Source organism: Mesorhizobium sp. f-mel, assembly GCF_053850215.1.
The window spans coordinates 31,253-57,003 of record NZ_JBSPTO010000001.1; the positions used below are offsets into that span (position 1 = coordinate 31,253).

Consider the following 25,751-nt stretch of genomic DNA (forward strand, 5'->3'; position numbering starts at 1 on the left):
ACGATTACAATTGCGTTATTGCGCCGGCGCTGGTGGCGGAGCAGCTGGGGCCGGCGCAGGTGAGGCCGGCGCTGCACCCTCTGCGGGTTTGGCCGGTGCTGCAGTTTCTGCCGGTTTGGCCGGCGCCGCGCCTTCGGCGGGCGCGGCGGCATTCTCGGCCGAAGCGCCGGGTGCCGGCAGCGGCTTTGGACTGTCCGACAGCGTGCGCAGATAGGCGATGACGTTGGCGCGGTCCTCGTCCTTCGGCAGGCCGGCGAAGCCCATCGCCGTGCCCTTCACGAACTTCTTCGGCGAGAGGAGGAAGTGATTGATGTTGTCGTAGGTCCACTTCTCGGCGCCGCCCTTGGAAAAATCCTTCATCCCGGCCGAATAGGCGAAGCCCGCATGCTCGGCGACGGGACGGTCGATGAGGTCCCACAGATCGGGGCCGACCTTGTTCGGTCCGCCCTTCTCGCCGGAGTGGCAGGCCTGGCACTTCTTGAACACGGCGGCACCCGCCTCGACATTGGCGTTGGCCAGGAGGTCGGCGATCGGCTTGGCTTCTGCAGCGGGGGCTGCCGGGCCACCCTCGGCAGGCTCCTCGGTCGCCTCGATGGCGAAGCCGGGTTTTTCCGGTGCGGGGGAGGCGAACAGCGCATCGGACACGATGCCGACCGAGAAGACGACGAACACGGTTCCGAGCAGGCCGCCGATCAGCTTGTTGATTTCGAAAGAGTCCATACGCCCCAGGCTCCCTTTTCCGGCGGACCGATCCGTCCACTCCGTCCGTCGGTAATCGTGAACCACCCCGCGAGGCGGTCAAATCGGGCGGAAACTAGGTCTTTTGCTCTGGCGTTGCAACACCTATAAGGGCGCTTCCAGTGAGACCTTTTGCCACTTTTCCCTTCCTCTTTTTCGGACGCTTCATCACCCGATGTCCACGCTCATTCTCATCCCGGCCCGCATGGCCTCGACCCGCCTGCCGGGCAAGCCGCTGGCCGATATCGCCGGCGTCCCGATGATCGTCCATGTCGCCCGCCGCGCCGCCGAGGCCGGGCTCGGCCGGGTGGTGGTCGCCACCGATACCCAGAGCGTGGCCGAAGCGGTGCGCGCGCACGGTTTCGAGGCGGTGATGACGCGGGTGGGCCACGAATCGGGCTCCGACCGCATCTTCGAGGCGCTGGCCACGCTGGATCCCGGGCGCAAGGTCGAAACGATCGTCAATGTGCAAGGCGACCTGCCGACCATTGATCCCGACATCATCAATGCCGCGCTGAGGCCTTTCGAGGATGCGACGGTCGACATCGCCACGCTCGGTATCGAGATCGTCCGCGACGAGGAAAAGACCAATCCGAATGTCGTCAAGATCGTCGGCTCGCCGCTGTCGGAGACACGGCTGCGGGCGCTCTATTTCACCCGCGCCACGGCACCCTGGGGCGAGGGGCCGCTCTATCATCACATCGGCCTCTATGCCTATCGCCGCGCCGCGCTCGAACGCTTCGTCGCGCTGAAGCCGTCGCCGCTGGAACGGCGCGAGAAGCTCGAGCAGTTGCGCGCGCTGGAGGCCGGCATGCGCATCGACGCCGAGATCGTGCAGTCGGCGCCGTTCGGCGTCGACACGCCGGACGACCTCGAACGCGCCAGAACCATTCTTTCGACCTGATGCATTTGATCAACCTGAGCCATTTGGCATGCCTGAAAAAACCAACAGAATAGCCTTCCAGGGCGAGCCGGGCGCCAATTCCGACACCGCCTGCCGCAACATGTTCCCTGATATGGAGCCGTTGCCGTGCCCGACCTTCGAGGATGCCTTCAATGCGGTCGAGACCGGCAAAGCCGACCTCGCCATGATCCCGATCGAGAACACGATTGCCGGTCGCGTCGCCGACATCCACCATCTCCTGCCGGAATCGAAGCTGCACATCGTTGGCGAATATTTCCTGCCGATCCATTTCCAGCTGATGGTTCTGCCGGGCGTCAGGCGCGACGAGATCAGGACCGTGCACAGCCACATCCATGCGCTCGGCCAGTGCCGCAAATACATCCGCAAGAACGGCTGGAAGCCGGTGGTCGCCGGCGACACGGCGGGCGCCGCCAAGCTGGTCGCCGAGCTGAAGGACCGCACCATGGCGGCGTTGGCGCCGGCCTTGGCCGCGACGCTTTACGGGCTCGACATCATCGAGGAGAATGTCGAGGACACCGACAGCAACGTCACCCGTTTCGTCGTGCTGACCAAGAACAGGCAGTGGGCACAACGCCCTTCCGCCGAAGCCAGGATGATGACGACGTTCATCTTCCGCGTCCGCAACGTGCCGGCCGCGCTCTACAAGGCGATGGGCGGCTTTGCCACCAACGGCATCAACATGACCAAGCTGGAGAGCTACCAGCTCGGCGCATTCACGGCGACCCTGTTCTACGCCGATATCGAGGGCCATCCCGACGATCCGCTGGTAAAACTGGCGCTCGACGAGCTTGCCTTCTTCTCGCGCGAAATGCGGATTCTGGGCGTCTACCCGGCCAGCGAATCGCGCGAGCAATGGAAGGTGGCGGATTAGCTCCCCCTACGGTGTTCGGACCTAGCGCCTTGCCAGGTGACGAGCGTCGGGCGACATTCCTGCGATGTGGCTTCTGAAACTGATGCTCGCAGTCGCTGCATTGTATGCGGCCGTTGTCCCCGTGGTATATGTGCTTCAGTCCTGGCTGATCTTTCCGGCCGGCCTTGCGGCGTTCGGACCCGATCTGCCGGCCGGGGCCCGCCATGTCGAACTGGCGACGAAGGACGGCGAGCGCGTCGTTCTGGTGCGCCTGCCGGCAAGGCAGACGCCGGCCACGCCGCGCCCGCTCCTGCTGGGATTCGCCGGCAATGCCTGGAATGCCGACGCACTTGCCCTCATGCTGCACCAGCTTTTCCCAGAACATCAGGTCGCTGCGCTGCACTACCGCGGATATGCGCCGAGCAGCGGAAGCCCGTCGGCCGCCGCCCTGTTCGAGGACGCCCGACGCGCCCACGACCACCTGGCCACCGATGCCAAAGCCGGCATCGTCGCCATCGGCCTTAGCGTCGGCGCTGCGGTTGCGGTCGATCTGGCGACGGCCCGGCCGTTGCGCGGCATCGTCATGGTTACACCCTTCGATTCGCTGAGAGAACTCGCCGCTCACCACTATCCCTGGCTGCCGGTTCGCCTCTTGCTGCGGCACCGCATGGAGGCGGCAGAATCCCTGCGCGACCTCGATGTGCCCACGGCCGTAATCACCGCCGAAAACGACACCATCGTTCCTGCCGCACGTTCGGCACCTCTGCGCGAGGCTGCCCGTGATCTGCGCAGCCACATCGCCATAGCGGCTGGCCACAACGACCTCTATGGCCATCCCGATTTCGCCGGAGCGGTACGCGCCTCCGTTGCAGCGGTCACGCGCGATTGACGAGCAGTTCCCAGATGTCGGAATTCCGGCTCGACATTCGTCCTTTGGTTGCCACAATCGAAGAAGGGACGCGACGAGATGAGGAAACTGATCTCAATCGACGACGTCGCGCACGATGGCGTCATGCAATCATCCGGAGCCTTCCAATGACCCCCACCATCACCGCCTTTGAACGGTCGCCCGATCGCGGAAGGGGACTGGCGCGTGACATGCGCGTTCGCTGGGCGCTTGAAGAAGTCGGCCAGCCCTACAAGGTTCGTCTTGTTTCGTTCAAAGCGATGAACGAACCCGCGCATCGAGCACTTCATCCTTTCGGACAGATTCCGACCTATGAGGAAGGCGATCTCGCCCTGTTCGAGTCGGGGGCGATCGTATTCCATATCGCCGAGCGCCATGCGGGCCTGTTGCCGGACGATGCGAATGCGCGGGCGCGCGCGATCTCATGGATGTTTGCCGCGCTCAACACGGTGGAGCCGCCGATCCTTGAGCGCCAAACCGCCGTGCTCCTGGAGCGCGACGAGACCTGGCACGAACAGCGCCTGCCTACGGTCGAGGATCGCATCCGTGACCGGCTGGGCGAACTTTCCGATCGCCTGGGCGATGCCGACTGGCTCGACGGTGCGTTCAGCGCGGGGGACCTGATGATGGTGCACGTGCTGCTAAGGTTGAGCGGGTCGGGTATACTGGACGAATATCCGAACCTCTTCGCCTATGTCGCCCGGGGCGAAGCCCGGCCGGCCTACAAGCGTGCTTTCGCCGCTCAGTTGGCGGTTTTCGCTGGGACGTCACCGACCGGCTGATAAGGTCCGCTATGGGGACGAACTTGCTCGTTCAGAACTCTGATCTTAGGACAGCGGCGCGTAGTCGATCTCGAGATACGCCTCGACCTCGGGGATCCAGCGGTCGCGGACGAAGGCGATGTGGTCGGCATGGTCGTTGTAACCTGTATAGGCGGCCTGGTCGGCGAACTCCATCGAGAAGCCGAAACGATAATCGTTCTTCGGGCTTACCTGACGCAGCTGCTCGAACTTTTCGACGCCCGGTATCGCCGCCAGTATTTTCGCATCAGCGAGGAATCTTGCCTCCTCGACTGAGCTGTCCTTGTGCTTCAGCCTGAACACCACTGTGTGACGGATCACTTGCTCCCCCTATGAGTTTTTATGCGCTGTCGGCCCAGGCGCGGATGAGGTTATAGGCGATCGCCCCCTTCGGCGGGGTGACCAGGCCGCCCGGATGCTCGCGGGCCAGCATCGAGAGCACCTCGTCGCGAAAGAACCAGCGGCAGTCTTCGAGTTCGTTGAGGTCGGCCTGGATGTCGTCGTTGAGCGGTTCGCCGAAGCAGCCGATCATCAGCGAATAGGGAAACGGCCAGGGCTGGCTGGCATGGTAGACGACGCGGCCAAGCCGGATGCCGGCTTCCTCCAGCGTTTCACGGCGCACCGCCGCCTCGATCGTCTCGCCGGGTTCGATGAAGCCGGCGAGCGCCGAATACATGCCCGGTGCGAAATGTCGGCCGCGGCCAAGCAGGCATTTTTCGCGGGTCGCCGTCAGCATGATCGCCACCGGGTCGGTGCGCGGAAAATGCTCGGTGGCGCAGGCCGGGCAAAGTCGCTTGTAGCCGCCGGCCCGCATTTCGGCTTCGGTGCCGCATTTGCTGCAGAACCGGTGGCTGGCATGCCAGGCGAGCAGCGCTGCTCCTTGCGCCATCGCGCCGGCCGCCGCCTCGTCGATCAGCCCCTGCATATAGACCGAGCGATAGTCGATGGCCTTGATCGACTCCGGCAATTGTTCGGGATCGAGCCCGGCCGGCACGGCGAGCACCGGGCCGCTGTCGGAAAAACCGAGCAGGACGCCATGGTCGAGCGACACCTGGAGCGGCCGGCTTTCCTCGGCGCCGAACCAGGGGTCGAAGCCACCATCCCTGAGCTTCAGGTAGAGCCGCCCGCAATGCATCAGCAAAAGCCTGGCCGAGGGATCGGCGAGGGCCTTTTCGACGGAATCGTCGGCGCGGTTTTCCGATTGCCGGTCGATCATGTTGCCGGCGAAGCCGACGAATTGGCTCGGCTCGCGTAAGGGCGCGTCAAACAGGCGGAAGCTCATGGGGACTCAACTTCAGGATGGCCACGGGACAGGCTTATAGCGCCGCCTTTATCTTCTGCGCAAACCGGCGGAGGTCCGAGCGCTCGTAGGGCTCGCGCATGCCGTGCCCCCACACCGGGCCCGGCCAGGCGGGATCGCCTTCCGAGCGCGCGACGACATGGACATGCAACTGCCGCACGATATTGCCAAGTGCGCCGCTGTTGATCTTGGTGCAACCGGTCACCGTCTTCAGCGCCTGCGCCACCATGTTTGTCTCGAAGGTCAGCATCGCCTGGTCGAGCGGCGTCAAATCGTGGATTTCCTCCGCGCCCGGCCGCTGCGGCACCAGAAGCAGCCACGGCCAGCGGCGGTCGTTCATCACCCGCAATTCGCACAGGCCGAGCCACATCAACTGCTCGCTGTCCGCCTCCAGACGAGCATCCAGCGTGAATCCGGCCTCAAGGCCCGGCGACATGGCGTTTCCTTCACTTTTGTCGTGTTTTTTAGACTTTTGAACGCTAGAGCGGCTGCCGGTGGCCCGCAAGAGGCGGCAAGCGAATCGTTGCTTTGTGACGGCAGTTATGCTAATGGTTTGGGCATGGTGCTGATTTGCGCCAATGACCCGCCCCGAGGCGGGTTTTCTGTTTCAGCATTCGGCGCCACTCCCGGCTGATTGAATCCTGCGCCCTTGCATTTCATCGCCGGATTGCCGATATGGAAGCGGGAGGTTGGTGGTGGACGGTCCACTCGCCAACCGGGTCAGGTCCGGAAGGAAGCAGCCCTAACGAGCCCGGAACGGGTCATTGTTCCAGCCTCCCACCTCTTCGCCTTTCTCCCGCGACATTGACGGCGCCAAGCCCTGCGGGCGAAACTATGCGCAGGAATCGGCCGCCTGCAGGCGCGGCCCTTGGAGCTTTACGGGCGAATGAGCGAAGCCGGAAATTCGGGAACGGAAAAGGCAGTCGCATATCGCGTTCTGGCGCGCAAATACCGTCCTGCTAATTTTTCCGAACTGATCGGCCAGGAGCCGATGGTTCGCACCCTCACCAATGCTTTCGCCACCGGCCGCATCGCCCAGGCCTGGATGCTGACCGGTGTGCGTGGTGTCGGCAAGACGACGACGGCGCGCATTCTGGCGCGGGCGCTCAACTACAAGACCGCCGCCGTCGACCAGCCTTCGGTCCACCTTGCCGTGCTGGGCGAGCATTGCCAAGCGATCATGGAAGGCCGCCATGTCGACGTCATCGAGATGGACGCCGCCTCGCATACCGGCATCGACGACATCAGAGACATTATCGAGCGCGTGCGTTACGCCCCGGTGTCGGCGCGCTACAAGGTCTACATCATCGACGAAGTGCACATGCTCTCGACCCAGGCCTTCAACGGCCTGCTGAAGACGCTGGAAGAGCCGCCGCCGCACGTCAAATTCATCTTCGCCACCACCGAAATCAGAAAAGTTCCGATCACCGTTCTGTCGCGTTGCCAGCGCTTCGACCTCAGGCGTATCGATGCCGGCACGCTGGTCGCGCATCTGTCCTCGATCGCCGGCAAAGAAGGCATTGCGGTCGACGACGACGCACTGGCGATGATCGCCCGTGCGGCCGAAGGATCGGCGCGCGATTCGCTGTCCATTCTCGACCAGGCGATCGCCCATGGCAGCGGCGCTGTCAGCGCCGAAGCGGTACGCGCCATGCTCGGGCTCGCCGACCGCGCCCGCATTGTCGACCTGTTCGAACATGTCATGAAAGGCGATGTGGCGTCCGCATTGGCCGAGTTCCGCAACCAGTACGATACCGGCGCCGATCCGGCCGCGGTGCTGACCGACTTGGCCGAGTTCAACCACCTCGTCACCCGGTTGCGCTTCGTGCCGACGGCCCTTGAGGACGCGTCGCTGTCGGAGGACGAGCGCCGGCGCGGCGCCGATTTCGCCAAGGCGCTGTCGGTCAGGGTGCTGTCGCGGACCTGGCAAATGCTGTTGAAAGGCATTCCCGAGGTGCAGTCCTCCAACCGGCCGGTCAGTGCCGCCGAAATGGTGCTGATCCGGCTGGCGCATGCCGCCGACCTGCCGACACTGGACGAGGCGCTGAAATCGCTGGACAGCGGAGCGTCGGTGCCCAACGGCGCGCCACGCTCGAATGGTGCGCCCGCAAGCTCTGTCGTCGCAAATCCCGGCCCAGCAAGTCCCGGAAATGGCGGCGCCAGCGCTGTGGCGCAGACGCGGATGCCGACGGCCAATGGCGGCGCGCAGACCATGCGGCTGGTCGAACCCGCGCCGATGCCTGCAGCCTTCGTTCCGGAGCCGGTTGCGGATGCGCCGCCGGTGCCAGTGAAATCGCTGGCCGACATCATCGCGCTTGCCGACGCCCAGCGCGACATGGCCTTCAAGGTGCTGGTGAAGCGCTGCGTGCGCCTGGTGCGCATCGAGCCCGGCCGCGTCGACGTCAGCCTGACCGATGATGCGCCGAAGATGCTGCTCAACGACCTGACCGCCAAATTGCGCGCCTGGACCGGCCGCAGTTGGCTGGTGTCGCTGTCCAAGGAAGAGGGCGGCCAGACGCTGGCCGAGATGGAATCGACCAAACGCGAAAGCGCCCTCCTCGACGCCAAGAGCGACCCGACCGTCGCCGCCATCCTGGCGCGTTTTCCCGGCGCCAAGATCATCGACGTGCGCATCCCCGACGCACCGGAAGCCGATGCGGTGGAGGCAGAGGTTCCGATCGAGCCGGCGACAGACGAAGACGAAACCTAAAGCATGATCCCGAAAAGTGGGAGCCGGTTTTCGGAGAAGATCATGCTCAACCAAAAGACACACGATCAATCGTAGAGGACCAAGCGATGAAAGATCTTCTCGGCCTGATGGGCAAGGCGAAAGAAATGCAGGCCAAGTTCCAGGCCATGCAGGACGAGATCGCCACGCTGGAAGCCACCGGACAGGCCGGCGGCGGCCTGGTCAGCGTGACGCTGACCGGCAAATTCGAGATGAAGGCGCTGAAGATCGACCCGTCTCTGTTCAAGGAGGAGGAGGTCGAGATTCTGGAGGATCTGCTTCTCGCCGCCCACAATGACGCAAGGGCCAAGGTCGAGCAGATGATGCAGGAAAAGACCCAGGCACTGACCGCAGGACTGCCGATACCGCCGGGAATGAAGCTGCCGTTCTAAGGTGTTGATAGCTATGCCGGTCGACTGAACCCATTGCTCGAGCCTTGGGGAAGGCTCCCTGCGGGTATCCTAGGATAGGACCCATGCCGTTATAGTGGCCATGGAGTGCTGTGCCGCGATTCGGCGGTCGCTTGCTCCACCGGTGTGTCCATTCGGCAACTCCGCGCACTTAATAACGCTTTAGCCATCTTTTTGCCTGAAAGTGTCTCATTCTTGCCGCAACCAGGGGCGGGCTGGCGACAGAATGAGGGGATATCTTTGATCGCGACCCGATGGAAGACGCCGTTGTTGCTCGGCGTCATCACCTCTCCGCTGTTCTTGGCCGCTTGCAGTCAGACCACCTCGCACAGCCTGTCGATGGCCAGCCTGACCGATGCCGTCAGATCCCGGCCCTACCGTCACACACTGAAGGACAAGGAGTGCCTCCAGCGCGCGATGTTCTTCGAATCCAACCGGTCGAGCCGTGACGGCATGATTGCCGTCGGCACGGTGGTCATGAACCGGCTGCGTTCCGGCAAGCACGGCAACACCATCTGCCAGGTGGTCGGCGAGCGCGGCCAGTTCGCACCGGGCGTGATGACACGGCAGATGAATTCGAAGGCGATGCCCGACGTCGAGGAGGCCGCCGAGGCGGTGCTCAGGGGCGAGCGCAAGGCCAAGCTGAAGAACACGATGTTCTTTCACACCGCCGGCCTGCGTTTCCCCTACAAGAACATGCACTACACCATGGTTGCCGGCGGCAACGCCTTCTATGAAAAACGCGGCCGGAACTGGAAACCGTTGCCTGACGAGCCGACGGTCGCGGTGGCACAGTCCGCGCCGCGGGCGCCGGCGCGCGCAGCGCCTGTGACGCTCGTGGCCTCCGCCGCTCCGGTCGCCAAGGCAAAATTCGCCAAGGCAACCTATGTGACCGCGGTCGCATCGCAACCCGCAAAGGTGACTCTGGAGAAGGCGACGCCAGAGAAGGCGACGCTTGTGGCGATGCAAGAGCCGATGCAGGAGCCGGACGCGGCCCGTTTCGGCGGCACTGCCGGTGCGCAACCTGTGACGTCATTCCCGGCGGCGTCGGCCGAGCCGACCATGTCGTTTGAATCGACACCCGAGAACACCGATGCCATTGGCGCGATGATCGCCGGCCAGAGCCGGCCGCTGGAAGCCTACTGAGGCAGCAGCATCCTTACGCGTTGAACAGGCCGCTCCCCGCTGGAGTGTTCCAAAGCGTGCGAAAAAATCATAAACCGATGCGATGTCGAAGCGAATCGCCGGTCCCGAGATCGAACGCCTGATCCAGCTTCTGGCCAAGGTGCCGGGGCTTGGGCCCCGTTCGGCCAGGCGCGCAGCGCTTCACCTTATCAAGAAGAAGGAGCAGTTGCTGTCGCCGCTGGCCGCTGCCATGAGCGAGGCGGTCGACAAGGTGCGCATCTGCTCGACCTGCGGCAATGTCGATACATCCGACCCCTGCATGATCTGCACCGATCCGCGCCGCGACGCCGGCACGCTGATCGTCGTCGAGGACGTGGCCGACCTGTGGGCGCTGGAGCGGGCGGCCGCCATGAATGTCCGCTATCACGTGCTCGGCGGCTCGCTGTCGCCGCTTGACGGCATCGGCCCCGAGCAGCTCAACATTCGCTCGCTGGTCGACCGCGTCGCCGGTGGGGAGGTCAAGGAGGTGATCCTTGCCGTCAACGCCACGGTCGAGGGCCAGACCACCGCGCATTATCTCACCGATCAATTGTCCGGCTTCGATATCAAAGTAACGCGGCTGGCCCATGGCGTCCCGGTCGGCGGCGAACTCGACTATCTCGACGAAGGCACGCTGGCCGCCGCGCTGCGCTCGCGGACGGCGTTTTGAGGGAGTTGGGGCCTATTGAGATGATTGCATTCCTTCGCGCCCCCCTCTGTCCTGCCGGACATCTCCCCCACAAGGGGGGAGATCGGCCGTTACGCCGGCTTTCGCCAACCTCCAGCCTTGAAGAAAAGGCGCCGTGGTCAAAGCTGCCAATCTCCCCCCAAGTGGGGGAGATGTCCGGCAGGACAGAGGGGGGCGCGACGGAATGGAAACCTTTCAGATTGGTCCTGCTCTCGCTCTTTGCAGTCCTTGTTGGCCTCCTCCTCGCCACCCCCGCTTCCGCCGCAAAAATCGATGACCAGTTCCACGCCTGGCTCAGCAGCGATCTCTGGCCTGAAGCCAGCGCCAGAGGCATCTCCAGAAAAACCTTCGACGCCGCCTTCGACGGTGTCAAACCGAATCTCAAACTGCCCGACCTGGTGATGCCGGGCAAAAAGGCGAAGACGCCGCAGAAGCAGCATCAGGCGGAGTTCGGTTCGCCCGGCGCCTATTTCGCCGAAAAGACGGTTCGCGCCGTGACCGCCGGTGGCCGCACGCTCAAGGCGGCCAATGCCAGGACGATCGCCGCGATCGAGAAGCGCTACGGCGTGCCGGGCGAGGTGCTGCTGGCGATCTGGGGCCGCGAGAGCGGTTTTGGCGCGGCGAAGATGCCTTACGACGCCTTCGAAGTGCTGGGCACCAAGGCGTTCATGGCGACCAGGAAGGACTTCTTCCGCACCGAGCTTATGGCGGCACTCGAAATCGTCGAGCGTGGGCTGGCCCCGGTCGGCGCGATGAAATCGTCCTGGGCAGGCGCGCTCGGCCAGCCGCAGTTCATGCCGAGTTCGTTCCTCAGACATGCCGTCGATTTCGATGGCGACGGTCGGGCCGACATCTGGAACTCGGTGCCGGATACGCTGGCCTCGATCGCCAACTATCTCGTCCACTATGGCTGGGTGAAAGGCCGCGGCTGGGGCTTCGAGGTGACGGTGCCGGAAGCGGTCTCCTGCTCGCTCGAAGGTCCGGACCAGGGCAAGAGGATTTCCGAATGGGCTGATATGGGCATCATGCGCGTCGCGGCAAGACCATTTCCGGCGCGCGAGTTGAAGGCCGAAGGCTTTCTCTTGATGCCGGCTGGGCGCAGCGGTCCAGCCTTCATCGTCACGCCCAATTTCTACGTGCTGAAGCAATACAACACCAGCGATCTCTACGCCCTGTTCATTGGTCATGGCGCTGACCGCATCGCCCACGGGGACAGCAATTTTTCAGGGCGTTGGGGCGCGGTCGGCGGGCTCCACAGGTCTGATATCGCCACCTTGCAGCGGGCGCTGGAGGCCGAGGGCCACGATGTCGGCAGCGCCGACGGTTTGCCCGGCTTCAAGACGCGCCGGTCGATCGGCAAATGGCAGGCCGGGAACGGTCGCGCCGCCACCTGTTTTCCCGACGCCGACCTGGTCACCGCGTTGAAATAGCTGCACTGCGGGTGTCGCTTTCGGCGGTGGTGGCTGCCTGATCTGGTCCAACAAACAGCTTTGCAAATGCTCGTTGCCGCGCCTGAAACCGCCGGATATGGTGAGGCCGAACTGGATAAAAATCACCAAGACGACCGGTTCAGGGTCACCGTTCGATTTGGCAAATAAATGCCAAAACCCTGAGCCGGGAACTCAGGTCAACAAAAACAGGGAACAGTTAAAAATGATGATGGAAAAGTTTGCTCTACGCTCCCGCATCTTGCTCGCGGGCGCAGCCATGTCCGCGCTGCTTCTGGCCGGTGCGCCGGCCCTTGCCGTCACGCCCGCCGACACGCTGGTCGAGGGTTTGGCGATCGACGACATCATCTCGATGGATCCGGGCGAGGCGTTCGAGTTCTCGACTGCAGAGGTCACCGGCAACACCTACGATCTTCTTGTCCGCCTCGATCTCAGCGATACGTCCAAGGTCAAGGGCGATCTCGCCGAAAGCTGGACTGTCTCCGACGACGGCCTGACCTACACCTTCAGGCTCAAGCCCGGCCTGAAATTTGCCTCGGGCAACCCGATCACCGCAGCGGATGTCGCCTATTCGTTCGAGCGCGCCATCAAGCTCGACAAGAGCCCGGCCTTCATCATCGGGCAGTTCGGCATCAATGGCGACAACGTCACTGAGAAGGCCAAGGCCGTCGATGACACGACGTTCCAGTTCACTGTCGACAAGGCCTATGCGCCGAGCTTCGTCTTGAACTGTCTGTCGGCAACCGTCGCCTCGGTCGTTGACGCCAAGCTGGTCAAGGAACATGTCGCCGCGGTGACGCCGAGTGCCGACTACAAATACGACAATGACTTCGGCAACGCCTGGCTGAAGACCGGCTATGCCGGCTCCGGCGCCTTCAAGCTGCGCGAATGGCGGGCCAACGAGGTCGTCGTCATGGAGCGCAACGACAATTATCACGGCGAAAAGGCCAAGCTTGCCCGCGTCATCTATCGCAACATGAAGGAAAGCTCGGGCCAGCGCCTGGCGCTGGAGGCCGGCGACATCGACGTTGCCCGCAATCTCGAGCCGAACGACCTCGACGCCATCGCCAAGAACGCCGATCTCACCACCACCAGCGCGCCGAAGGGCACGGTCTTTTACATCAGCCTCAATCAGAAGAATCCGAACCTCGCCAAGCCCGAGGTTCGCCAGGCCTTTAAATATCTTGTCGACTACGATGCCTTGAGCTCGACTATCCTCAAGGGCATCGGCGAGATCCACCAGACCTTCCTGCCGAAAGGCGTGCTCGGGGAACTGGACGAGAATCCGTTCAAATTCGATGTCGCCAAGGCCAAGGAACTGCTTGCCAAGGCCGGCCTCGCCGACGGCTTCAGTGTCACCATGGACGTGCGCAGCAGACAGCCGGAGACAGGCATGGCCGAATCGATCCAGCAGACGCTGGGACAGGCCGGCATCAAGCTGGAGATCATCCCCGGCGACGGCAAGCAGACGCTGACCAAATACCGCGCCCGCAATCACGACATCTATATCGGCCAGTGGGGCCAGGACTATTTCGATCCGAACTCCAACGCCCAGACCTTTGCCAGCAACCCGGATAATTCGGATGAAGGCAAGACCAAGACGCTCGCCTGGCGCAACGCCTGGGACATTCCGGACTTGACCAAGGAAACGGAAGCGGCCCTGCTCGAGAAGGATTCGGCCAAGCGCGCCGCAATGTACCAGGATCTGCAGAAGAAGGTCCTCGAAACCAGTCCTTTCATCATCATCCACCAGCAGCTGGAAGTGGCCGGCCTGCGCAAGAACCTCAAGGGCTTTGCGCTCGGCCCGAGCTTCGACACCAATTTCGTCGGTCAGATCTCCAAGGAGTGATTCCCGCGGACGCGCCGCATGAGCACTGTTGAAAGCGAAGCGACGGCAGGGCGCGGTAGCGCCCGTGCTGTCGCTGTCGCGTCGGCGATCGCCCGCTTCCTGGTCATCGCGATAACCACCTATCTCGGTCTTCTTGCGGTGACCTTCTTCATCGGCCGGGTGATCCCGATCGACCCGGTGCTGGCAGTGCTCGGCGACCGGGCGCCTGCCAATGTCGTCGAGCGCACCCGCCGCGAGATGGGTCTCGACCTGCCGCTGGTCGAGCAGTTCTACATCTATGTGAAAAATGCCCTGAACGGCAATTTCGGCACCTCGGTGCTGACCACCAATCCTGTCATGACCGACATTCGCCGCGCCTTTCCGGCGACGATCGAGCTGGCGACGCTGGGAACGCTGATCGGTGCATTCCTTGGTGTGCCGCTCGGCGTGCTGGCTGCGGTCCGGCGCGGCAGCATCATCGACCAGATCGTGCGCATCATCGGCCTGGTCGGCTACTCCGTGCCGATCTTCTGGCTGGGACTGCTGGCGCTTGTGCTGTTCTATGCCAGGCTGCAATGGGTGGCTTTTCCCGGCCGCCTCGATATCGTCTACGAATACACCTTCACGCCGATCACCGGCTTCTATCTTCTGGATGCGCTGTGGCAGCGGCAGTGGGATGTGTTTCGCGACGCCTTTCGCCACATCATCCTGCCGGCCTCGCTGCTTGGCTATTTCTCGCTCGCCTACATCAGCCGGATGACCCGCTCGTTCATGCTGAACGAGCTTGCCCAGGAATATATCGTCGCGGCGCGCGCCAAGGGCCTGTCTGAGACGCGCATCATCTGGGGCCACGCATTGCGTAACGCGGCGGTGCCGATGGTCACCGTGATTGCGCTCTCCTATGCCGGCCTGCTCGAAGGCTCGGTGCTGACCGAGACCGTGTTCTCCTGGCCGGGTATCGGCCTCTACATCACCAATTCCCTGCAGAATGCCGACATGAACGCGGTGCTCGGCGGCACCATCGTCATCGGCTCGGTCTTCATCGGCATCAACCTCCTGTCCGATCTGCTCTACCGGGTGCTCGACCCAAGGACCAAGGTACGATGAGCGTTGAAGCGATACAAAGCCGTCGCGACTGGCTGCTCAGCGAGCGGCCGGCCTCGCGCATGCAGGCAAGGCTCGGCCGCGCCTATGTGGCGTGGCGGCGCTTTTCCGCCAACCGGCTGGCGTTTCTCGGTCTGCTCATCATCATCGCCCTGCTGGTGGTCGCAGCCCTTGCCGATGTGCTGGCGCCCTATTCGCCAACATTCGGCGACCTCAAGGGCTCGCGCCTGCTGGCGCCAAGTGCCGAGCACTGGTTCGGCACCGACGACCTCGGCCGCGACATCCTTTCGCGCGTCATCTTCGGTTCGCGCTGGACGCTCTACGTCGTCATTCTCGTCGCCGTCATTGCCGCCCCTATCGGCCTGCTGGTCGGCACCGTCGCCGGCTATGCCGGCGGCTGGATCGATGCGATCCTGATGCGCATCACCGACATCTTTCTGGCCTTTCCGAAGCTGATCCTGGCGCTGGCCTTTGTCGCGGCACTCGGCCCCGGCATCGAAAACGCGGTGCTCGCCATCGCCATCACCTCCTGGCCGCCCTATGCCCGCATCGCACGTGCCGAAACGCTCACCGTACGCAATTCGGACTACATCAAGGCGGTGCAGTTAATGGGCGCCTCGCCGTTTCGCATCGTGCTGCGCCACATCATGCCGCTCTGCATCTCCTCGCTGATCGTCAGGGTGACGCTCGACATGGCCGGCATCATCCTGACCGCGGCTGGTCTCGGCTTCCTCGGCCTCGGCGCGCAGCCGCCGCTGCCGGAATGGGGAGCGATGATCGCGTCGGGCCGCCGCTTCGTGCTCGACCAGTGGTGGGTGGCTGGCGCACCGGGCTTTGCCATCCTCATAGTCAGCCTCGGCTTCAACCTGCTCGGCGACGGCCTCCGCGACGCGCTCGACCCCCGGAGTGGCGACCAATGAGCGGCGACCCCATGAGCCGTGATCAATGAGCACGCTTCTCGACGTCGACGATCTGCGCGTCACCTTTCCGACGCGTACCGGCCGCATCGAAGCGGTGCGCGGCGTCTCCTTCTCGCTCGGCCGCGAACGGCTCGGCATCGTCGGCGAGAGCGGTTCCGGCAAGTCGCAGACCGGCCGCGCCATCATGGGCTTGACCCCGCCGCAGGCCGAGGTCACCGCCAGGAAACTTGCTTTCGACGGCATCGACCTACTCACGGCCTCGCCTCGCGACCGCCGTGCGTTGCGGGGAAAACGCATCGCCATGATCCTGCAGGATCCGAAATATTCGCTCGACCCGGTGATGAGCATCGGCCGTCAGATCGTCGAGACGCTGCGCACGCATGAGAAGGTCGGCAAGGCCGAAGCCCGCGACCGCGCGCTCGCCATGCTGGAGGCGGTGCAGATCCGCGATCCCGCCCGTGTCTTCGACCTGCATCCGCACGAGGTGTCGGGCGGCATGGGCCAGCGCGCCATGATCGCCATGATGCTGATCGCCGGGCCGGAAATGATGATCGCCGACGAGCCGACCTCGGCGCTCGATGTCACTGTGCAACTCGACGTGCTCGGCATTCTCGACAGGCTGGTCAGCGAGCGCGGCATGGGGCTGATCTTCATCTCGCACGACCTGCGCCTGGTCTCGTCCTTCTGCGACCGGGTGATCGTCATGTATGCCGGCAAGGTCGTCGAGCAGCTGGCGGCGTCGGAACTCGGCCGTGCCCAGCATCCCTATACGCGCGGCCTGCTCAACTGCATGCCCAAGATCGGCGCCGACCGTCACCCGCTGCCGGTGCTCGACCGCAAGCCGGAGTGGGCGGCATGACATCAGCGCTTTCCGTCGACAGGCTGGAGGTGGTCTTCGACCGGTTTCGCGCGCTGAAGGGCGTCAGCCTCGAAGTGCAATCAGGCGAATCCTTCGGCCTGGTCGGCGAATCCGGCTCCGGCAAATCGACGCTGCTGAGGGCAATCGCCGGTCTCGCGCCGATCGCTTCGGGCAGCATCACGGTCAACGGAAAAAAACTCGGCGCGCGCCGCCACAAGGCTTTCTATCGCGAGGTGCAGATGGTCTTTCAGGACCCTTACGGCTCGCTGCATCCGCGCCAGACCGTCGACCGCCTGCTGCAGGAGCCGCTCGCCATCCACGGCTTTGCCGATGGCGAAAAGCGCATCCAGCGGGCGCTGGACGAGGTCGGTTTGGGAACCGGCTTCCGCTTCCGCTATTCGCATCAATTGTCGGGCGGCCAGCGCCAGCGCGTGGCGATTGCGCGCGCCCTGATCCTCGAACCGTCGATCCTGCTGCTCGACGAGCCGACCTCGGCGCTCGACGCGTCGGTGCAGGCCGAAGTGCTTAATCTGCTGGAGGAGATCCGCCGGCGGCGCAAGCTCACCTTCCTGATGGTCAGCCACGACCTCGCCATCATCACCCATATGTGCGAGCGGCTGATGGTGATGCAGAACGGCGAGGCGGTCGAGCACCTCACCGCGGACGACCTCGTCGAGCGTCACGTGACCAAGGATTACACGCGCAATCTCTTGCGGGCCAGCGACGGGTTTGTCAGGACGGCGTGAATCAAATTTCAGCGACGCTAACGGCAGCAGGCCCAACGACCCGGCGGCGGTGCCAACTTGAGGAAAACATGAAATAAGATCAGAACAATTCCCGGCAATCATCCAAACGAGAACGGGCGCCGGCCCGGCGAGGGACATCATGAAGAATTCAGCCATTTCCGAACGCAAGAACCAGTCGATCTCGCGCGGCGTCGGCATGACCACGCAAATCTATGCCGACCGCGCCGAGAACTCGGAAATCTGGGATGTCGAAGGCCGCCGCTACATCGACTTCTCGTCCGGCATCGCCGTCGTCAACACCGGCCATCGTCACCCGAAGGTGATCGAGGCGGTCAAGACGCAGCTCGACCGCTTCACCCACACCTGTCACCAGGTGGTGCCCTATGAAAGCTATGTCAGGCTGGCCGAACGGCTGAACGGCATGCTGCCGGGCAAGTTCGACAAGAAGACCATCTTCGTCACCACCGGCGCCGAGGCGGTGGAGAACGCCGTCAAAATCGCCCGCAACGCCACAGGTCGGCCGGCGGTCATCGCCTTCGCCGGCGGCTTCCATGGCCGCACCTTCATGGGCATGGCGCTGACCGGCAAGGTCGTGCCCTACAAGGTCGGCTTCGGCGCCATGCCGGCCGATGTTTTCCACGCGCCGTTCCCGGTGGCGCTGCACGGGATCTCGGTCGCCGATTCGCTGGCCGCGCTCGACCGCCTGTTCAAGGCCGATGTCGATCCGGCCCGAGTCGCGGCCATCGTCGTCGAGCCGGTGCAGGGCGAGGGCGGCTTCTACGAGGCGCCGCGCGAGTTCATGTCGGCACTGCGCAAGATCTGCGACCAGCACGGCATGCTGTTGATCGCCGACGAGGTGCAGACCGGCTTTGCTCGCACCGGAAAGATGTTCGCCATGGATCACCACGAGGTGGCGCCCGATATCACCACCATGGCCAAAAGCCTCGCCGGCGGCTTCCCGCTGTCGGCGGTCACCGGGCGTGCCGAGATCATGGATGCGCCGAACCCGGGCGGGCTCGGCGGCACCTATGGCGGCAGCCCGATCGGCGTCGCCGCAGCGCATGCGGTCCTCGACGTGATCGATGAGGAAAAACTCTGCGACCGCGCCAACACGCTGGGCGCGCGACTGAAGCAGCGGCTGCAATCGATGCGCGACGACACGCCCGAGATCGTCGATATCAGAGGCTCCGGCTTCATGAACGCGGTCGAGTTCAACGATGTCAAAAAGGGCCTGCCGTCGGCCGAGATCGCCAATGCGCTCCGGCTGAAGGCGCTCGACAAGGGCCTGATCCTGCTCACCTGCGGCGTCTACGGGAACGTCATCCGTTTCCTCGCGCCGATCACCATCCAGGACGGCGTCATGAACGAAGCGCTCGACATCCTGGAAAGCTCGATCCGTGAGGTCCGGGCCGCCTGACCCTCGCCTTCTTGGGATGTGTTGAGATTCAGGTCAGGCCGAGCCGAGAATGTTGGGTCCCGAGAACCGGAACGGAGCGGACATTTGGGTCCGTGAGTACCGGAAGCGCAGGAAACCACCGTTCGCAAGCCGGCATCACCTGAATATCAACATATCCTATTCAGCGGCGCGGACAGGCTCTTCCTTCTGGAAGGCGGCGAGCGCCGCCTTCAGTCCATCCGGCCCCGTCGCAACCATCTGCGGCGTCGGCGAGAAGCCGGCGCCGAGCATCTTGCGGCCAAGCATATGGTCGCCCGGCCGGTTGACCGATTCGATGCCGAGCAGACGATTTCCAGCATAATGGTAGATCGAGAATTTGTTCTCGTTGACGTCGCCCAGCACGACATGGCTGTCGCCGCCCGAAATCAGGCCGACCATCTGCAGCTTCATGTCGCCGATATCGGACCAGAACCATGGCACCGCCGCAAAGGCGTCCGCATGGCCGACGATGGTGCGCGCGGCAAGACGCGCCTGGTCGGTCGCATTCTGCACCGATTCCAGCCGCACATCGCTGCCGGTGAGCCAGTGCCGGTAGGAGGCGGCATCGCCGATGGCGAGGATTTCGGGGACTGACGTGCGCATCTGCTGGTCGACGCGGATGCCGTTGGCGATTGTGATGCCGGCGGCCTGGGCCAGTTCGACATTCGGCACGACGCCGATACCGACGATGACCATCTGCGCCGGCAGGCGCTCGCCGGATGTGGTGATCGCGGCCGAGACATGGCCGTTCTCGCCTTCGAGCCGCGCAATCGTGGTGCCGGTGAGGATGCGCACGCCAATCGCTTCCAGCCGTTGCCGCACGTGCCTCGCGATGACCGGCGCCACTGCCCGGCCGAGCAGCCGGTCGACCGCCTCGACCACGGTGACCTCGCGGCCGGCCGCTTTGAGCGTCGCGGCGATCTCCAGTCCGATGAAGCCGCCGCCGAGGATGACCACATCCTCGCTCTGCGCGCTCAACGCGCGGATCAGCCGCGCGTCGGCGAGCGAGCGCAACGACACCACGCCTGAAAGCTCCGAACCCGGCAGCGGCAGGATTCGCGGCCGCGAACCGGTCGCCAGGATCAGTCGGTCGAAAGGCAGCACGCCGCCACCTGATAGCTCCAGCCTGCGTCCGGCATCGATGCGGTCGACCCTGATGCCCGGCCGGTAGTCGATGGTACTTCCGGTATAAAAGGCCTCGCCGCGCAGCGGCTGCGGTTTGGCCTCTTGATCCTTGATGAAGGTCTTCGACAGCGGCGGCTTGTGATAGGGCAGTTCATTCTCGTCGCCGACGAGGATCACGGGTCCGTCGTAACCGTCCTCGCGCAGGCTGGCGGCCGCTTGCACGCCCGCATGACCCGCACCGATAATGACCACACCGTTGTTCATCGCAGCCCCAATTTCCTCATCCCCAATTCTTCGTCCAAGTCTAGGACGTCTCGCCACGTGGCAATTGTCTGACCCCGCCGCAAGACCACCTTTGCAGGTCGCACCCGGAATGGCGGTCCATCAATAGTGCTGTTAATGACGACAAGCTAAAATGCGGCTAAAGTTGACACTTGCAGTTTAGAATAATTCTAAACTGTTGTTTCGATTGGCTTTTCTCTCTGAAATCGGTTGACTTCCCGCGCCTTCATCGCTTTATGGAACCTTGCGTGTCAAGCGCATCCCTTTGATGTCTGGGCCTTGAACCCTTTCGATTGGAGGCATTTCGATGTCTTTCTTCCGCAAACCGCGCTATGCCGCGGGCTGTTTCTCGGCCAATGGCATGGACCTGCCTTGGTGCCGATTGCCTGCCGACGCGCCTTTGGCGCCGGCATTTCACTGAATTCCGAGGAGATGACAATCATGAGAGCGATGATCACGGCACGATATGGCAGGCTCGCCGCGATCGGCGCCACGGCGGCATTGACGGCGGCGATATTCGTGCTGCCGGCCAAGGCGGAAACCGATGCCAAGGCTGTCATCAAGACCTATTCCGACATTGCGCTCGCCAAATATGAGGATTCGCTGACGGCGGCGCAGGCGCTCGACAAGGCCGTCGACGCGCTGCTTGCCAAGCCTTCGGTGGAAACGCTGACTGCCGCCCGCGAGGCCTGGAAGGCGTCGCGTGTTCCCTATCAGCAGACCGAAGTCTACCGCTTCGGCAACGCCATCGTCGACGACTGGGAAGGCAAGGTGAACGCCTGGCCGCTGGACGAAGGCCTGATCGACTATGTCGCTGCCGGCTACGGCACCGAGTCGGATGCGAATGCGCTCTACACCGCCAATGTGATCGCCAACAAGTCGATTGAGGTCGACGGCAAGAAGATCGACGCCACCAATCTTACTCCGGAGTTCCTCTCCGGCACGCTGCAGGAAGCCGGCGGCATCGAGGCCAATGTGGCGACCGGCTACCACGCTATCGAATTCCTGCTGTGGGGCCAGGACCTGCACGGCACTGGCCCGGGCGCGGGCGAACGGCCCTATACGGACTACGATCTCGCCAACTGCACCAGCGGCAATTGCGATCGTCGGGCGCAGTACCTGAAGTCGGCGAGCGACCTTCTGGTTTCCGATCTGCAGGACATGGTCAACGAGTGGAAGGATGGCGGCGCCGCCCGCAAGAACCTTGTCGATGGCGAGCCGAAAGTAGGCATCTCGACCATCCTCACCGGAATGGGCTCGCTGTCCTATGGCGAACTTGCCGGCGAGCGCATGAAGCTCGGCCTGCTGCTGCACGATCCGGAAGAGGAGCACGACTGCTTCTCCGACAACACCTACGATTCCCATCTCTACGATGCCGTCGGCATTCGTGCCGCCTACCGTGGCAGCTACACGCGCCTCGACGGCACCGTCGTCGAAGGCCCCTCGGTATCCGACATGGTCAAGGAGGCCGATCCGGCGATCGACAAGGAACTGTCGGACAAGCTCGATGTCACTGTCGCCAAGATGGAAGCCATCAAGGCGCGGGCGCTTGGCGGCGAGGCTTATGACCAGCAGATCGGCGAAGGCAACATTGAAGGCAACGCCACAGTCCAGGCGGCGATCGATGCGCTGGTCGACCAGACCAAGTCGATCGAACGCGCCGTCGGCACCCTGAAACTCAATGCCATCGCCTTCGAGGACTCGGACAGCCTCGATGCTCCAGACAAGGTGTTCCAATAAGGCGTCAAGAGCCTCGAGCACGATCCCGAACCGAAGGTCCGCGTAAAAAAGTGGAAAGCGGTTTTCGGTTCGATTGAGAAAATAAGCCACACGGCGCCGAGCACGCGCCGTCAGCCATACAGAGCAAATAATGCTGATCTGCCATTGCAATATCATCACCGAGAAGGAGATTGAGCAGACGATCGTCGGGCTGCTGGATCAGGATCCCTGGCAACTTATCGTGCCGGCGAAGATCTATCATGCCATGCAGAAGCGTGGTCGCTGTTGCGGCTGCTTCCCAAATGTGGTCGAAACGATCATTCGGGTAACCGAAAATTACCACGCCCGCTCGGAGGCGAGCGGCGTGGATGTCGTTTCACACCTGGATCGCGTCAGAGGCCTGCGCGTCCAATACGGGAGCAGAACCGATGAAAGGCGAACAGCAGATCATAGAGCGGCTTAACGAAGCTCTGTTTCTGGAACTTGGAGCGGTCAATCAGTACTGGGTGCATTTCCGGCTGCTGGAAGACTGGGGCTACGCCAAGCTGGCGAAGAAGGAACGCGCGGAATCGATCGAGGAGATGCACCATGCCGACCGGATCGTGGCCCGCATCATCTTCCTTGAAGGTCATCCGAACCTGCAGTCGGTAGCACCGCTGCGTATCGGACAGAATGTCAAGGAAGTGCTCGAATCCGATCTTGCCGGCGAATATGACGCGCGCACTGCCTACAAACGCTCGCGCGAGATTTGTGACGAAGCAGGCGACTACGTGACGATGAAGCTGTTCGAGGATCTGCTGTCCGACGAGGAAGGTCACATCGACTTCCTCGAGACGCAACTCGACCTGCTCGCCTCGATCGGCGAGGAAAAATACGGCCAGCTCAACGCCGCATCGGCCGACGAAGCGGAATAGGGACATGCGGGAATGCGGCGCCGCTTAGATTTCTTGCGCCGCCTGCGGCGGGCCGAGGATTGCGGCCTGCCGTCCCAGCAAAACCCGCGATACAGCTGGCTTCGCGGGCTTTCGCTTGCCGTAGTGGTCCCACTTACGGCCTCGGCGATGGCCGGCGCGCCCGAACCGGCGGGCCTCGCCACCAGTCGTACCGATCTGACGCCGAAGGATCTGGCGCGCGTCATCGCCATCACCCGGCCGGCCAAGGATTTTTCCAAGCCCGAGCAGTTCGAGCCGATGCAGGGTGGCGCCGGCACGTCACGGAAAGATGCTAACAAGGACGCTTTCTCGCAATCTTCCGCCAATATCACCTTCGAGGAAGAAGGCACCTTCAAGCTCGGCAATGCCCTTTTCCGCAAGAACTGGGTTTCGTCGCCCTCGTCGACGCAGGCGTCGGACGGGCTTGGGCCGCTGTTCAACGAGCGGGCGTGCCAGAATTGCCATCTGAAGGACGGTCGCGGCCGTCCGCCGGAAGGCGACAGCGGTTCCACCTCGATGTTCCTGCGGCTGGCGCGGCAGGCGAGCACCGATGAGGAGAGAACAGCGCTGGCCGCCCGCAAGGTGCTCAACTTCCCCGATCCGGTCTACGGCTCGCAATTGCAGGACCTGGCCGTGCCGGGTCTTCGGGGCGAAGGCCGGATGCGTGTCGACTATCAGGAGCAGAAAGTCACGCTGCCGGACGGTACCGTGGTTTGGCTGCGCAAGCCGAGCTATTCGGTCGATGATCTTGCCAACGGGCCGCTCGATCCGCACACGACGCTTTCGCCGCGTATGACGCCGCCGATGATCGGCCTCGGCCTGGTCGAGCAGATCGCACCGGCGGACATTCTCGCCCATGCCGATCCGGACGATCGGAACAGTGACGGCATCTCCGGCAAGCCCAACATCGTGCGCGATGGCCAGAGCGGCGAACTGACGCTCGGCCGCTTCGGCTGGAAGGCGCAGACGCCGTCGATCCGCCAGCAAGCGGCGGACGCATTCGCCGGTGACATCGGCATTTCGACGCCGGAAGTGCCAAACCACTGGGGCGATTGCACCGCGGCCGAAAAGACCTGCCTTGCCATGCCCAACGGCGTGCAGGAGCGCCTCGGCCCGGTCGAGGCGCCGCCGCCGGTCATGGACCTCGTCACCTTCTATTCGCAAAACCTCGCCGTGCCGGCGCGGCGCGATCTCGACGAGCCCGATGTGCTGGCCGGCAAGAAGCTGTTCTACGACATGGGCTGCATTTCCTGCCATACGCCGAAATTCGTCACCCGCCGCGGCACGCCGAACAAGGCGCAGGCCTTCCAGCTTATCTGGCCCTATTCCGATTTTCTGCTGCATGACATGGGGCCGGGTCTCGCCGATGGGCAAGGGGTGGGCGAGGCTACCGGCCGCGAATGGCGCACGCCGCCGCTGTGGGGCAGCGGTCTTACCCAGACCGTCAACGGCAACAGCTTCTTCCTGCATGACGGGCGCGCGCGCACCCTGGCCGAGGCGATCCTGTGGCATGGCGGCGAGGGGCAGAAGGCGCGCGACCGCTTTGCCGCCGCCGATGCGGCCGATCGCGACGCACTGGTCAAATTCCTGGAGTCGTTCTGATGTCGAAGCGTCTTGCGCTTGTCCTGGTTCTCCCGCTGGTCCTCGCCGGCGCGTTGCCGGCATCCGCAGCGGCAAAGGCCTCCGACGTGATCCAGCAGGCCATCGACGGCTTTGTCCGCCCGGCCTATGCACGGCTGCATGAGCATGCGGACAGCCTGACCAAGGCGATGCGCAGGCTTTGCGACGCGCCTTCGCAGGATCATCTCGATGCGGCGCGCGCCGAATTCTCCGGCACCGTGGATGCCTGGTCGGTCGTCGAGATCATCCGCATCGGACCGATCACGCAGAACAACCGGCTGGAGCGCATGCTGTTCTGGCCGGACCGCAAGAGCATCGGCCTGAGGCAGGTCCAGGCGGCGCTGGCTAATAAAGATCGCACCGCCGCCGATCCAGCCCAGCTGGCGACAAAGAGCGTCGCCATGCAAGGGCTCGGCGCGCTGGAGTTCGTGCTTTACGGCGATAGCGCCGAGCGGCTCGCCGGTAAGGACGATCCCTATCGCTGTGCTTACGGCGCGGCCGTCGCTGGCAACATCGAAACGATTGCCGCCGAGGTCAGCGACGCCTGGAACAAGCCCGACGGTTTTGCCGCGCTTTGGGCCAATCCGGGCCCGCAAAACGCGCTCTACCGCGACGGCACCGAAGTGGTGACCGAACTGGTCGGCGTCTTCATCAACGAGCTGGAAATGGTCCGCGACGTGCGCCTAAAGGGCTTTTTGGGCAGCAAGCCGCAAGCCGACAAGCCGAAACAGGCGATCTACTGGCGCTCGCAAAACACCGCGCGCTCGTTGACCGGCAATCTTTCGGGCATGGACGCGCTGTTCCAGGCCTCGCAGCTTGGCGAAGCGCTGTCGCCCGACGCGCGCTGGATGGCAGATTCGATCCACATCCAGCTCGTCAACGGGGTCGCCGACGCCACGGCCATCAGAGGTCCGATCGACAAGGCGCTCGCCGACCCGGCGCTGCGCCAGAAGCTCGACCACTTCTCGCTGGTGACATCCAGCCTGTCGACCCTGATCGGCACCAGGCTGACAGCCGAATTCGGCCTGACCGCCGGTTTCTCGTCGCTCGACGGAGACTGAGCATGATCCCAAAAAGTTGCAGACTTTTTGGACAAGATCATGCGGCAAAGAAACTGAGCATGATCCCAAAAAGCTGCAGACTTTCTGGACAAGATCATGCGGCAAAGAAACCGAGCATGATCCCAAAAAGTTGCAGACTTTTTGGACAAGATCATGCTCGAA

General features: G+C 63.4%; 25 protein-coding genes and 1 other RNA gene. 21 read left to right on the plus strand and 5 right to left on the minus strand.

Features of this window, described 5'->3' with window-relative positions; translation table 11 throughout:
• Nucleotides 1-15 precede the first annotated feature (15 nt).
• Nucleotides 16-720 (minus strand): c-type cytochrome, encoded by a 705-nt coding sequence (locus ACWUKX_RS00165; protein WP_456002812.1) that lies wholly within the window; start codon nucleotides 718-720, stop codon nucleotides 16-18.
• 193 nt (nucleotides 721-913) lie between these two features.
• Between ACWUKX_RS00165 and ACWUKX_RS00170 the strand changes: the two genes are divergently transcribed.
• From ACWUKX_RS00170 to ACWUKX_RS00185, 4 genes are all read left to right on the plus strand, one after another.
• The gene (locus ACWUKX_RS00170) at nucleotides 914-1,642 is read left to right on the plus strand and encodes a 3-deoxy-manno-octulosonate cytidylyltransferase (protein WP_456002814.1); all 729 of its coding nucleotides are present in this window, start codon (nucleotides 914-916) and stop codon (nucleotides 1,640-1,642) included.
• Between the two features lie 28 nt (nucleotides 1,643-1,670).
• On the plus strand, nucleotides 1,671-2,534 hold the full coding sequence (locus ACWUKX_RS00175) for a prephenate dehydratase (RefSeq protein WP_456002816.1): 864 nt from the start codon (nucleotides 1,671-1,673) through the stop codon (nucleotides 2,532-2,534).
• A 64-nt stretch (nucleotides 2,535-2,598) separates the two neighbouring features.
• Complete coding sequence (locus ACWUKX_RS00180; protein WP_456002818.1) at nucleotides 2,599-3,402, plus strand: alpha/beta hydrolase; 804 nt, start codon at nucleotides 2,599-2,601, stop codon at nucleotides 3,400-3,402.
• Between the two features lie 146 nt (nucleotides 3,403-3,548).
• Entirely contained in the window at nucleotides 3,549-4,202 is a 654-nt protein-coding gene (locus ACWUKX_RS00185) for a glutathione S-transferase family protein (RefSeq protein ID WP_287092971.1), read from the plus strand.
• Nucleotides 4,203-4,247: 45 nt separating this feature from the next.
• On the opposite strand, the gene ACWUKX_RS00190 is transcribed toward ACWUKX_RS00185, so the two are convergent.
• The 3 genes from ACWUKX_RS00190 to ACWUKX_RS00200 are packed head-to-tail and all read right to left on the minus strand — an operon-like array spanning nucleotide 4,248 to nucleotide 5,956.
• On the minus strand, nucleotides 4,248-4,541 hold the full coding sequence (locus tag ACWUKX_RS00190; protein WP_456002820.1) for a Dabb family protein: 294 nt from the start codon (nucleotides 4,539-4,541) through the stop codon (nucleotides 4,248-4,250).
• 19 nt (nucleotides 4,542-4,560) lie between these two features.
• The gene (gene nudC, locus ACWUKX_RS00195; protein ID WP_456002822.1) at nucleotides 4,561-5,502 is read right to left on the minus strand and encodes an NAD(+) diphosphatase; all 942 of its coding nucleotides are present in this window, start codon (nucleotides 5,500-5,502) and stop codon (nucleotides 4,561-4,563) included.
• Between the two features lie 34 nt (nucleotides 5,503-5,536).
• The gene (locus ACWUKX_RS00200; RefSeq protein ID WP_456002824.1) at nucleotides 5,537-5,956 is read right to left on the minus strand and encodes an HIT domain-containing protein; all 420 of its coding nucleotides are present in this window, start codon (nucleotides 5,954-5,956) and stop codon (nucleotides 5,537-5,539) included.
• Nucleotides 5,957-6,204: 248 nt separating this feature from the next.
• Here ACWUKX_RS00200 and ffs point away from each other — a divergent pair.
• The 12 genes from ffs to ACWUKX_RS00260 all read left to right on the plus strand — a co-directional run bounded on the left by ffs (nucleotide 6,205) and on the right by ACWUKX_RS00260 (nucleotide 18,832).
• An RNA gene (gene ffs / locus ACWUKX_RS00205) (signal recognition particle sRNA small type) lies at nucleotides 6,205-6,301 on the plus strand.
• Nucleotides 6,302-6,406: 105 nt separating this feature from the next.
• The gene (locus ACWUKX_RS00210) at nucleotides 6,407-8,230 is read left to right on the plus strand and encodes a DNA polymerase III subunit gamma/tau (RefSeq protein WP_456002826.1); all 1,824 of its coding nucleotides are present in this window, start codon (nucleotides 6,407-6,409) and stop codon (nucleotides 8,228-8,230) included.
• Between the two features lie 86 nt (nucleotides 8,231-8,316).
• Nucleotides 8,317-8,640, plus strand: coding sequence for a YbaB/EbfC family nucleoid-associated protein (locus tag ACWUKX_RS00215; RefSeq protein WP_029356983.1), 324 nt, complete (start codon nucleotides 8,317-8,319; stop codon nucleotides 8,638-8,640).
• Between the two features lie 258 nt (nucleotides 8,641-8,898).
• A complete protein-coding gene (locus ACWUKX_RS00220) occupies nucleotides 8,899-9,804 on the plus strand; it encodes a cell wall hydrolase (RefSeq protein ID WP_456002828.1) in 906 nt (301 codons plus the stop codon).
• 82 nt (nucleotides 9,805-9,886) lie between these two features.
• On the plus strand, nucleotides 9,887-10,492 hold the full coding sequence (recR, locus tag ACWUKX_RS00225; protein WP_023802085.1) for a recombination mediator RecR: 606 nt from the start codon (nucleotides 9,887-9,889) through the stop codon (nucleotides 10,490-10,492).
• Nucleotides 10,493-10,662: 170 nt separating this feature from the next.
• The gene (locus ACWUKX_RS00230) at nucleotides 10,663-11,940 is read left to right on the plus strand and encodes a lytic murein transglycosylase (protein ID WP_456002830.1); all 1,278 of its coding nucleotides are present in this window, start codon (nucleotides 10,663-10,665) and stop codon (nucleotides 11,938-11,940) included.
• A gap of 223 nt (nucleotides 11,941-12,163) precedes the next feature.
• Nucleotides 12,164-13,807 (plus strand): ABC transporter substrate-binding protein, encoded by a 1,644-nt coding sequence (locus tag ACWUKX_RS00235; RefSeq protein ID WP_456002832.1) that lies wholly within the window; start codon nucleotides 12,164-12,166, stop codon nucleotides 13,805-13,807.
• Between the two features lie 18 nt (nucleotides 13,808-13,825).
• Nucleotides 13,826-14,893 carry an ABC transporter permease gene (locus ACWUKX_RS00240; RefSeq protein WP_456002834.1) on the plus strand — a complete coding sequence of 356 codons (1,068 nt, stop codon included), beginning with the start codon at nucleotides 13,826-13,828 and terminating at the stop codon, nucleotides 14,891-14,893.
• On the plus strand, nucleotides 14,890-15,810 hold the full coding sequence (nikC, locus tag ACWUKX_RS00245) for a nickel transporter permease (protein WP_456002836.1): 921 nt from the start codon (nucleotides 14,890-14,892) through the stop codon (nucleotides 15,808-15,810). The genes ACWUKX_RS00240 and nikC overlap by 4 nt, the downstream gene beginning before the upstream one ends.
• Nucleotides 15,811-15,835: 25 nt before the next feature.
• Nucleotides 15,836-16,669 (plus strand): ABC transporter ATP-binding protein, encoded by an 834-nt coding sequence (locus ACWUKX_RS00250; protein WP_287335680.1) that lies wholly within the window; start codon nucleotides 15,836-15,838, stop codon nucleotides 16,667-16,669.
• The gene (locus ACWUKX_RS00255; protein ID WP_455838364.1) at nucleotides 16,666-17,415 is read left to right on the plus strand and encodes an ABC transporter ATP-binding protein; all 750 of its coding nucleotides are present in this window, start codon (nucleotides 16,666-16,668) and stop codon (nucleotides 17,413-17,415) included. Before ACWUKX_RS00250 ends, ACWUKX_RS00255 begins: the two co-directional genes overlap by 4 nt.
• Nucleotides 17,416-17,554: 139 nt before the next feature.
• Nucleotides 17,555-18,832, plus strand: coding sequence for a 4-aminobutyrate--2-oxoglutarate transaminase (locus ACWUKX_RS00260; protein ID WP_456002838.1), 1,278 nt, complete (start codon nucleotides 17,555-17,557; stop codon nucleotides 18,830-18,832).
• Nucleotides 18,833-18,988: 156 nt separating this feature from the next.
• Here the strand turns inward: ACWUKX_RS00260 and ACWUKX_RS00265 are convergent, their stop codons facing one another.
• Entirely contained in the window at nucleotides 18,989-20,239 is a 1,251-nt protein-coding gene (locus ACWUKX_RS00265; protein WP_456002840.1) for an NAD(P)/FAD-dependent oxidoreductase, read from the minus strand.
• 468 nt (nucleotides 20,240-20,707) lie between these two features.
• Here ACWUKX_RS00265 and ACWUKX_RS00270 point away from each other — a divergent pair, with 468 nt between their 5' ends.
• From ACWUKX_RS00270 to ACWUKX_RS00290, 5 genes are all read left to right on the plus strand, one after another.
• Nucleotides 20,708-21,997 carry an imelysin family protein gene (locus ACWUKX_RS00270; RefSeq protein WP_456004032.1) on the plus strand — a complete coding sequence of 430 codons (1,290 nt, stop codon included), beginning with the start codon at nucleotides 20,708-20,710 and terminating at the stop codon, nucleotides 21,995-21,997.
• Nucleotides 21,998-22,127: 130 nt separating this feature from the next.
• Nucleotides 22,128-22,439 carry a (2Fe-2S)-binding protein gene (locus tag ACWUKX_RS00275; RefSeq protein WP_456002842.1) on the plus strand — a complete coding sequence of 104 codons (312 nt, stop codon included), beginning with the start codon at nucleotides 22,128-22,130 and terminating at the stop codon, nucleotides 22,437-22,439.
• Entirely contained in the window at nucleotides 22,405-22,890 is a 486-nt protein-coding gene (gene bfr, locus ACWUKX_RS00280) for a bacterioferritin (protein WP_065005900.1), read from the plus strand. The genes ACWUKX_RS00275 and bfr overlap by 35 nt, the downstream gene beginning before the upstream one ends.
• 12 nt (nucleotides 22,891-22,902) lie before the next feature.
• Entirely contained in the window at nucleotides 22,903-24,510 is a 1,608-nt protein-coding gene (locus tag ACWUKX_RS00285; RefSeq protein ID WP_456002844.1) for a di-heme oxidoreductase family protein, read from the plus strand.
• The gene (locus tag ACWUKX_RS00290) at nucleotides 24,510-25,589 is read left to right on the plus strand and encodes an imelysin family protein (RefSeq protein WP_456002846.1); all 1,080 of its coding nucleotides are present in this window, start codon (nucleotides 24,510-24,512) and stop codon (nucleotides 25,587-25,589) included. The genes ACWUKX_RS00285 and ACWUKX_RS00290 overlap by 1 nt, the downstream gene beginning before the upstream one ends.
• Nucleotides 25,590-25,751: the final 162 nt, after the last annotated feature.

Coding starts and splice junctions, on each gene's coding strand:
- ACWUKX_RS00165 (WP_456002812.1), bottom strand. CDS start 720: ATGGACTCTTTCGAAATCAACAAGCTGATCGGCGGCCTGCTCGGAACC.
- ACWUKX_RS00170 (WP_456002814.1), top strand. CDS start 914: ATGTCCACGCTCATTCTCATCCCGGCCCGCATGGCCTCGACCCGCCTG.
- ACWUKX_RS00175 (WP_456002816.1), top strand. CDS start 1,671: ATGCCTGAAAAAACCAACAGAATAGCCTTCCAGGGCGAGCCGGGCGCC.
- ACWUKX_RS00180 (WP_456002818.1), top strand. CDS start 2,599: ATGTGGCTTCTGAAACTGATGCTCGCAGTCGCTGCATTGTATGCGGCC.
- ACWUKX_RS00185 (WP_287092971.1), top strand. CDS start 3,549: ATGACCCCCACCATCACCGCCTTTGAACGGTCGCCCGATCGCGGAAGG.
- nudC (WP_456002822.1), bottom strand. CDS start 5,502: ATGAGCTTCCGCCTGTTTGACGCGCCCTTACGCGAGCCGAGCCAATTC.
- ACWUKX_RS00200 (WP_456002824.1), bottom strand. CDS start 5,956: ATGTCGCCGGGCCTTGAGGCCGGATTCACGCTGGATGCTCGTCTGGAG.
- ACWUKX_RS00210 (WP_456002826.1), top strand. CDS start 6,407: ATGAGCGAAGCCGGAAATTCGGGAACGGAAAAGGCAGTCGCATATCGC.
- ACWUKX_RS00215 (WP_029356983.1), top strand. CDS start 8,317: ATGAAAGATCTTCTCGGCCTGATGGGCAAGGCGAAAGAAATGCAGGCC.
- recR (WP_023802085.1), top strand. CDS start 9,887: ATGTCGAAGCGAATCGCCGGTCCCGAGATCGAACGCCTGATCCAGCTT.
- ACWUKX_RS00230 (WP_456002830.1), top strand. CDS start 10,663: ATGTCCGGCAGGACAGAGGGGGGCGCGACGGAATGGAAACCTTTCAGA.
- ACWUKX_RS00235 (WP_456002832.1), top strand. CDS start 12,164: ATGATGATGGAAAAGTTTGCTCTACGCTCCCGCATCTTGCTCGCGGGC.
- ACWUKX_RS00240 (WP_456002834.1), top strand. CDS start 13,826: ATGAGCACTGTTGAAAGCGAAGCGACGGCAGGGCGCGGTAGCGCCCGT.
- nikC (WP_456002836.1), top strand. CDS start 14,890: ATGAGCGTTGAAGCGATACAAAGCCGTCGCGACTGGCTGCTCAGCGAG.
- ACWUKX_RS00250 (WP_287335680.1), top strand. CDS start 15,836: ATGAGCACGCTTCTCGACGTCGACGATCTGCGCGTCACCTTTCCGACG.
- ACWUKX_RS00255 (WP_455838364.1), top strand. CDS start 16,666: ATGACATCAGCGCTTTCCGTCGACAGGCTGGAGGTGGTCTTCGACCGG.
- ACWUKX_RS00260 (WP_456002838.1), top strand. CDS start 17,555: ATGAAGAATTCAGCCATTTCCGAACGCAAGAACCAGTCGATCTCGCGC.
- ACWUKX_RS00265 (WP_456002840.1), bottom strand. CDS start 20,239: ATGAACAACGGTGTGGTCATTATCGGTGCGGGTCATGCGGGCGTGCAA.
- ACWUKX_RS00270 (WP_456004032.1), top strand. CDS start 20,708: ATGATCACGGCACGATATGGCAGGCTCGCCGCGATCGGCGCCACGGCG.
- ACWUKX_RS00275 (WP_456002842.1), top strand. CDS start 22,128: ATGCTGATCTGCCATTGCAATATCATCACCGAGAAGGAGATTGAGCAG.
- bfr (WP_065005900.1), top strand. CDS start 22,405: ATGAAAGGCGAACAGCAGATCATAGAGCGGCTTAACGAAGCTCTGTTT.
- ACWUKX_RS00285 (WP_456002844.1), top strand. CDS start 22,903: ATGCGGCGCCGCTTAGATTTCTTGCGCCGCCTGCGGCGGGCCGAGGAT.
- ACWUKX_RS00290 (WP_456002846.1), top strand. CDS start 24,510: ATGTCGAAGCGTCTTGCGCTTGTCCTGGTTCTCCCGCTGGTCCTCGCC.